The sequence below is a fragment of the Psychrobacter sp. UBA6739 genome, from assembly GCF_002453835.1.
GTDB lineage: Bacteria > Pseudomonadota > Gammaproteobacteria > Pseudomonadales > Moraxellaceae > Psychrobacter > Psychrobacter immobilis_A.
In genome coordinates, this window is sequence record NZ_DKHR01000004.1 from 1 (window position 1) to 7,106 (window position 7,106).

General features: G+C 43.5%; 5 protein-coding genes. 4 read left to right on the forward strand and 1 reads right to left on the reverse strand.

The window, feature by feature from the left end; all coding sequences use genetic code 11:
* The coding region (locus B2575_RS01345) for a hypothetical protein (protein WP_296239896.1) at positions 1 to 865 on the forward strand (865 nt) is incomplete at its 5' end.
* 469 nt (positions 866 to 1,334) lie between these two features.
* Complete coding sequence (locus B2575_RS01350) at positions 1,335 to 1,730, forward strand: hypothetical protein (protein WP_296239897.1); 396 nt, start codon at positions 1,335 to 1,337, stop codon at positions 1,728 to 1,730.
* A 162-nt stretch (positions 1,731 to 1,892) separates the two neighbouring features.
* On the opposite strand, the gene B2575_RS01355 is transcribed toward B2575_RS01350, so the two are convergent.
* On the reverse strand, positions 1,893 to 4,442 hold the full coding sequence (locus B2575_RS01355) for a Tex family protein (RefSeq protein ID WP_296239898.1): 2,550 nt from the start codon (positions 4,440 to 4,442) through the stop codon (positions 1,893 to 1,895).
* A gap of 509 nt (positions 4,443 to 4,951) precedes the next feature.
* Between B2575_RS01355 and ompR the strand changes: the two genes are divergently transcribed.
* Together ompR and B2575_RS01365 are read left to right on the forward strand one after the other, a co-directional pair.
* On the forward strand, positions 4,952 to 5,710 hold the full coding sequence (gene ompR / locus B2575_RS01360) for a two-component system response regulator OmpR (RefSeq protein ID WP_055123637.1): 759 nt from the start codon (positions 4,952 to 4,954) through the stop codon (positions 5,708 to 5,710).
* Between the two features lie 122 nt (positions 5,711 to 5,832).
* Positions 5,833 to 7,086, forward strand: a complete 1,254-nt coding sequence (locus B2575_RS01365; RefSeq protein ID WP_349681506.1) for a GTP-binding protein — start codon at positions 5,833 to 5,835, stop codon at positions 7,084 to 7,086.
* Positions 7,087 to 7,106 lie beyond the last annotated feature (20 nt).

Genomic DNA, 7,106 nt, shown 5'->3' on the forward strand with positions numbered 1-7,106 from the left:
TATTTATAAAAGACTGACTATAACAATGAAAATAAATATATTGACCGCTGCCGTGATAACATCCAGTCTTGCTATGTTTGCAAGCTCTGCTAACGCTGCTATGACTACCGATAGCCACGGTAATGTTGGCTATGACAGTTATGAGGAGTGTGTCACCGCTGTCAAAGACGGTTCGGCCAAATTTTATATCCCTTATACTTATCAAAACCCAAAGCGCCAAGCAGGTGAAGCGACTGTCAAAAAAATGCGCTTGTCTGAAGTAATGATTCCTCAAACAGTGGTCAATGCAAACAACTTAACAGCCAGTGATTACTCAGCAGGTGCTTGTGATTTAGGGGTTGGGCAGTCAAATGGTCGCTATGGTGTTTCGGGAGCATTGGTTGGAAAATACGTCCCTATCGCCGCTGATATGCCTGTCAACGTCTATATGGATAAGGCTGGCAATCCAGTACGCTTAAGCATGCAGCAGTGCGATAACCACTTCGGTGCCAAGTTTCCAACGCCTATTATGAGCGAAACAAAAGAAGCTACAGCACCAGAAGCACAACTCGCGATTATCGAAGATCGCCGTGTAGAGCCTGTCATCGTTGAAACCACACGTGTTATCCGCCCTACTAAATATAGTGTCAAAGAAGTCATCATCGTACCGAAAGATCAAATCAAGCGAGTAAACACAGCGTCAGGTACAGCCATTGCTATCGAAGACGAGGCTAACCGTACTGTAATCGTTGGTGAAGAAGCAGATGCGGATGTCATCGAAAATACTGAAATCAATCAAACCTTCCCAGTCATTCGTGTTCCTAGTAGCAGCACTCAACAACGCGTCATTGATCCAAACACTGGCAAGTATATCGTTATTGAATAAGACTTTAATGAAATACAGACGAACGAGATTCGTTGAGACATCATTGGTATAAGAATTAGAGATAGGAAAATTAGAGATGGGAAAGTAGAAAATAATGCTATTTTCCTATCTGACAATAACCATACAATAGTTGCACAAAGTCACCTGCTAACATCCGTCTGTTAGAATTTTAATCTATGGACTACTGAACTAACGCTTGTTTAATTGGTATTCTCCCCTTTAGATTTTTATCACTGATTTAGGTCAGCTTATAAAGCTCTTTATCCAAATCCATCATGATAGTCTCTTAATGGTTATCATGATTTTATTTTGTCTATCAATTAAATGTTAGATATATTAAATATATAGATTTGAATTACTAAATGAATGTGTAATATGCAACGGCTGTATACAGCAGTTAGCAACATAAGCGTCAAGTTTGAAATTTTTTAAGCTGACATTATAAGATTGTAAATTAAGGAATTGATTAATGAAAAAAAGTACTCTATCTTTATCGCTACTGATTGGCGCTGCGCTCACTATCCCAAGTTTGGCGATGGCAGCACCTGCTGATACTGCGGCAGTAGATGTGCAAGCAGCGGCTACCGCCACCACACTTGAGATGGAAGTTGACAATACAAATAATGCCTCAGCAGACAATCAATCTAGCCCATTTCAGATTAGTGAGACACAGATTATCTCAAGAGCAAACGTTAACAACAGTGCTGAGCAACAGCCGATGACTACTGAGCTTCAAGCGGAGCGAGAAGCAATGGCTGCCGAACAAGAGGTGATTCAAGATTCTGAAGAAGCGATGCAAGAAGAAGACTCGTTAGACACACAAGAAGAATTACAAGAAGCTGAAGAAGCCACAGAAGAATTATAGAATACGATACAAATCCCGCTGTTAGCTGAAATCATTGAAAAGAGGTTATTCAGCGAGTTAGGTTTGAGCAGTTATCAGTGTTCATTAACAATTTCTATCTTTAGATACATTCCATAAAAAAGGCAGCCTAATGGCTGCCTTTTTTATCACTATTAACATTAACTATTTTTTGGTTTTAGTCACGCCAGCTTCCTGTAACAGCGCCCCAAGCGTACCCATTTTGCTAGGTGCTTCTGCTTTATCAGCCCTTGGCGCTTTGCTACGATCGTTATTAGCATTGTCTTTATCCTGACGATTACCGCGAGATTTCGACGGGCGCTTATCAGTCGCTGGACGGCTACTGTTTGGGCGTTTGCTATTTGTATGATCGCTACGTGGACGACTGACTTTCTCATCATTACCAGTACTTTCAGCCGATTTCGCTGCTGGGCGCGCAGGCTTTTCAGATTCTGGCTTCATACTAAAGCCAATACGACCACGTTTTTCATCGATAGAGATGACACGTACCGAAACAATATCGCCAGGCTTGACGCGGTTCATCGGATCAGCGACAAAGTCATTGGCCATTTGTGAGATATGTACCAAACCATCCTGATGGACGCCAACATCAACGAAGCAACCAAAGGCTGTCACATTGGTCACCACGCCTTCAAGCTGCATGCCCTCACTCAAGTCTTTAATACTGTTAACGTCTTCACGGAAGTTAGCAGTCTTAAACTCAGGACGTGGGTCGCGTGCTGGTTTGGCTAGCTCATCGATGATAGCAGTTACACTAATATTGTCATCATTAGCAGCCAATACAGTAGTATCGATCGTATTTAGTACGCCGTCATTACCGATGACTTCTGGCAATGCTTTACCAGTTTGTGCCAATAAGCTATCGACCAGCGCATAGCTTTCTGGATGCACACCAGTGGCATCAAGAGGATTACTACCACCATGGATACGCAAGAAGCCTGCTGCTTGCTCAAAGGTCTTAGCGCCTAAGCGTGGAACGTTTTTTAATGATTCACGACTTTCAAAAGCACCATGCTCTTTACGATAGGTCACGATTTGCTGCGCGACGTTTTTATTCAAACCAGCGATATGTGTCAAGATAGCAGGGCTTGCAGTATTTACATCAACGCCAACCGCATTTACGCTATCTTGCGTGACTTTATCAAGACTATCTGCCAATTGCGTTTGGTTGACATCATGCTGATATTGACCAACGCCAATGGCTTTTGGATCAACCTTGACCAATTCTGATAAAGGGTCTTGCAAGCGACGGGCGATAGAAACCGCACCGCGTACAGAAACGTCTAAATTACCAAGCTCATCAGTGGCAAGCTCACTGGCTGAATAAACAGACGCACCTGACTCATTGACGATAACTGATTTGGCTTGTAATTCAGAGTTGGCAGCCAAAATTTCTTTAATCATCGCATCTGTTTCGCGGCTCGCCGTACCATTACCGATAGCCACCAAATCAACGTTGTAAGTACTTAATAATTCATCGATGACTTTTTTGGCTTCATCCATTTTATTATCAGGGGCAAATGGATAAACGGTTGCGACGACAGGCTTGTCTTCACTGTCTAACATAACGTGACCTTGAGCATCGACGATGGCCATTTTTACGCCATGACGAATGCCAGGATCAACACCTAAAATCACTTTACGACCGGCAGGCGCTGACATTAATAAGTGCTGTAAATTATTAGCAAACACGTCAATCGCGTCAGCTTCAGCGGTCAGACGTTTTTCTGTCAATAAACGGTGTTCAATATGCGGACGCCATTTGTCTTTCCACAAACTCGTCGCCGCTTCTGTCAAAAACTCTTGACGCTCGGCTGGAGCTTTTGTATCAACGTCAAAATGCTTAATAATTTTTTCGATAAAGGGTGCGTCTTCGCCTTCTATTTTGAGGCCTAAGACGTTTTCTTGACGACCACGTAGCATCGCTAATAAACGATGATTCGGCAGACGCGCAAGGCTTTCACTATGCTCGAAGTAATCTTTGAATTTCTCGCCGACTTCGCGTTTTTCCTCACTGGCAACGGCAGATACGATACTGGCCGTCTTGGCAAAGCCACTGCGCAAGTTGTCTAGCAAAGCCAAAGCCTGTGTCCATTCATCAACGATGATGGCTTGTACACCAGCAAGTTGCTTGGTGATATCGCTAAAATCAACTTCGATCTCATTACCACTATCATCGGTAATGCTAGATTGTACTTGATAGTCTGCTAGCGCATCGGTCGGCGTGATTTCTTGCGTCAAGACGGCTTGCGCTGCCACATCAAGACCAGCAGCACGTGCTTTGGCGGCAGGAGAGCGGCGACGCGGGCGGTATGGCAAGTAAATATCTTCAAGCTCAAGTTTCGACGTCGCATTATCGATACGCGTCTGTAGCTCGTCAGTCAAATTGCCCTGCGTGCTGAGCAGCTCGGTAATTTTGAGGCGACGGGTTGCCATATCGCGCTCATAATTGAGCGACTTCTCTAAAGCTCGCAATTGCGCATCGTCAAGATTCTGCGTCTTTTCTTTACGGTAACGGGCAATAAACGGAACGGTCGCGCCTTCATCGTAAAGTTTGACAAACGCATTGACTTGAGCAGTCTTAATGCCAAGCGCGCGAGCAAGCTTGTCGTGAATATTCGCGTGTGTGGTTGCATCCAAAACCTGTGCATTTGTCGAGGTTTGAGATGGCGTTAAGGTATCAGTGCTACTCATAGACGTATCAATCGTTGAGAAATGTAGTTTTGCATTATAGCAAAAGCTGCATGAATAAAAATCCTTTTTATCTTTTCGTTATTTATCGCTAGTTTTATGACGAAAATCGTCTCATATCATAGGTTCTGTCGCTTTGTTAAACAAACGCATACAGCATTTGTCCTGATGGGTGATGCAATTAGTGGTGCAATCTTATACACTAAAGTATCGAAGGCGCAAATATTGGTACGTGCTGACGCATTGAACAATAGTATTCAAATTTATGATGGATTGAGACGGACCTTTACTTTTGAACACTCATTGAATAAAGACAGTTTTTTTGCTCAGGTTTTTTTGTATAGTCGATTCAAGATAATTTAGCGATGAGGAAAGCACGTTAAAATACTATAAATAGTAGACTCAACGAGCCTGACACCGTATTTTTTTATATCATTTTGATGATATAACCTTTAGCCTTGACTGTTAACGATAATTTCTACTAATAATAATTTTTATAAGAGGATGCCTGTATGTCTGAAAATAACAGCCCTGATACCTTAACTCAACGAATTTTAGTCGTTGATGACGATGCACGCTTGCGCTCTTTATTACAGCGCTTTCTAGAAGACGACGGTTTTGTCGTCCGTACCGCTCATGATGGTAGCCAAATGGATAAGCTGTTGCAGCGTGAGCTTTTCTCATTGGTGGTACTCGATTTGATGCTACCAGGCGAAGACGGCATCAGTATCTGTAAGCGTCTACGCGAAGACAATGGTGACATCCCTATCATTATGCTGACAGCTAAAGGTGGTGATGCCGATCGTATCGCTGGTCTTGAAGCGGGTGCCGATGATTATCTGCCAAAACCCTTTAACCCAAAAGAGCTGTTGGCTCGTATCAAAGCGGTATTACGTCGTCAAAATCGCGAGCTGCCTGGCGCACCAAGCCATCAGCTTGAAGTGGTTGAGTTTGGACCGTGGACGCTTGATTTATCGACACGTACGCTTAAACGTGACGGCAATGTTGTCACTTTAACGACAGGTGAGTTTTCGGTGCTAAAAGCACTGGTGCAGCATCCACGTGAGCCGTTGACACGCGATAAATTGATGAACCTTGCGCGTGGTCGTGAATGGGGTGCGATGGAGCGTTCTATCGACGTACAGGTATCACGTTTGCGTCGTTTGATTGAAGACAACCCTTCACAAGCGCGTTACATCCAAACCGTTTGGGGTGTAGGCTATGTATTCGTTCCTGACGAAGCTGAAGTAGAAACCGTTAAAAGTGAGTAACTTTTGACTATGTGTGTCCTCATTTTGAAAGTTTCGATTATCGATTGAATTGAGGACACACGCTAATATCATTTCCTTTTAATATAGGTCGTGTTTGATTACTCACAAATACGGCCTATATGATGAGTGTCTCTGTGAAAAAACCTATTATTTTTCAAAACATACCCTGCACCTTAGTGACAGGGTTTTTGGGTGCTGGCAAGACCACAGTGATTAATCAGCTGCTTGCTATGAAACCTGCCGATGAGCGCTGGGCATTACTAATCAATGAATTTGGTCGTATCGGTATTGATGGTGCGCTGCTGGCAAGCGCGCAAGATAGTAAGCCTGAGCAAGATAATACTGCGATACGCGAAGTCAGTGGTGGCTGTATTTGTTGTACCAGTCAGCTGCCATTACAAATTGCTATCAGTCGGCTACTTAGTGAGCATCATCCACAGCGGTTACTCATCGAACCCACAGGGCTTGCTCATCCACGTGAGCTTATCATGCAGCTTAGTGCACCGCATTGGCAAACAGCGCTCAATATGCAAGCAGTAATAACGGTACTGAGTGGCGTGCAATGGCAGCAAGATAAACATCGTCATCATGACGGTTTTCAAGCGCATGTCCGTGATGCCGATGTGTTGGTCATTAATCGCTATACTCAATTAAGCGCTGACGAAAAACAAGCACTGCAACAATGGATAGCCAAGCTAAATGCACAGGTAAAAATTATTTGGGCAGCATCTGAGCTGATATCTCATGATACAAATGACTCATCCAATATTCTTTTATCAAAATCAAGCGTGTCAGAGCTGAAAACTCAGCTAACCAAGCCCAGTCAGGTTATCTCGAAACAACGCACAGTCAATATTGTTCACCCTCAAAAATCGATTACTAGCTTGCAACCACAGAGTAATGCCCTATCGATATCGACCACCTTGTCATCCGACGCTTTTACAAACAAAGATGATGCGCAGACCGACACAGATATTGAGCTACCTTATCGTTATCATGAGAAACAACAAGAGTTACAGTTGGCGGGTTGGAGACTGCCAGCGTACTACATATTAAAAGCGGATGAGTTACAGAGTTGGTTATTAACGCTACCGAACTGGCAACGTATCAAAGGCGTGGTTCATACGTCTGATGGCTGGCTACAAATCAATTTTACCCCTGACAGCTTAACCACCAGTACGGTCAGCGCACAAGTTGATAGTCGGCTAGAGATTATATTACAGTTGGATGCAAATACTAATAACGACAACGATACAGCGGTAGAAAGCGACCGCTCAGAAGAAAAAGATAGGACAGCATTTTTATCTTCTATAAAGACGCTACCTTCTATCGATTGGGATACCTGCGACCGTGAACTAATGGCACTGGTTATTTGACACACTCCCACCACTTTCGC

What these genes read in the sequence shown, in the direction of transcription:
- ompR (WP_055123637.1), top strand. Translation starts at nt 4,952, where the DNA reads ATGTCTGAAAATAACAGCCCTGATACCTTAACTCAACGAATTTTAGTC.
- B2575_RS01355 (WP_296239898.1), bottom strand. Translation starts at nt 4,442, where the DNA reads ATGAGTAGCACTGATACCTTAACGCCATCTCAAACCTCGACAAATGCA.
- B2575_RS01365 (WP_349681506.1), top strand. Translation starts at nt 5,833, where the DNA reads ATGAGTGTCTCTGTGAAAAAACCTATTATTTTTCAAAACATACCCTGC.
- B2575_RS01350 (WP_296239897.1), top strand. Translation starts at nt 1,335, where the DNA reads ATGAAAAAAAGTACTCTATCTTTATCGCTACTGATTGGCGCTGCGCTC.